At 58.7% G+C, this 383-nt stretch carries 1 protein-coding gene; it reads right to left on the bottom strand.

The genetic code is table 11. The features are described from left to right. Nucleotides 1–208: DUF3313 domain-containing protein (locus M3630_RS30705; RefSeq protein ID WP_251254683.1), on the bottom strand; the 208-nt coding region annotated here is incomplete at its 3' end. Nucleotides 209–383 lie beyond the last annotated feature (175 nt).

Below are 383 nucleotides of genomic sequence, written 5' to 3'. Positions count from 1 at the left end.
GCGCTTCTTCCACCACGACAGCGGCATAACGCTTGGGCTCGAATCCCGCTGCGCGGTACATCAGTACGTTCTCGTATCGTGTCGGCGATAACTTCTCGTAGTCGCCGAGAAATCCGGAGCGCGTCATGCTGTTGGTCGCGCATCCAGAGAGCGCGCCTGCTACGCAAAAAAAGATGCCGCCGCGGATCAATGCAGTTTTGCTCTTCATAATGGGTCTCCTTGATCAAACGAAACTAAGACAGGCAATGCCTGCTGCGATGAGGGCGGTGCCAGACCAGCGCGTTACCGATGCGACATCGCCTAGTAGGAGGGCGCCGACGCCCAAGTTTCCAAGTAGCCCGATTCCTGCCCAGGCTGCAGAGGCCGCGCTGATCGGAATCCGC

It is taken from the genome of Brevibacillus sp. MER 51, from assembly GCF_023714195.1.
In the GTDB taxonomy this organism is placed as follows: Bacteria; Bacillota; Bacilli; order Brevibacillales; family Brevibacillaceae; genus Brevibacillus.
Note: the sequence above shows the minus strand (reverse complement) of the source record. Positions and strands in the feature narration are given on the sequence as shown.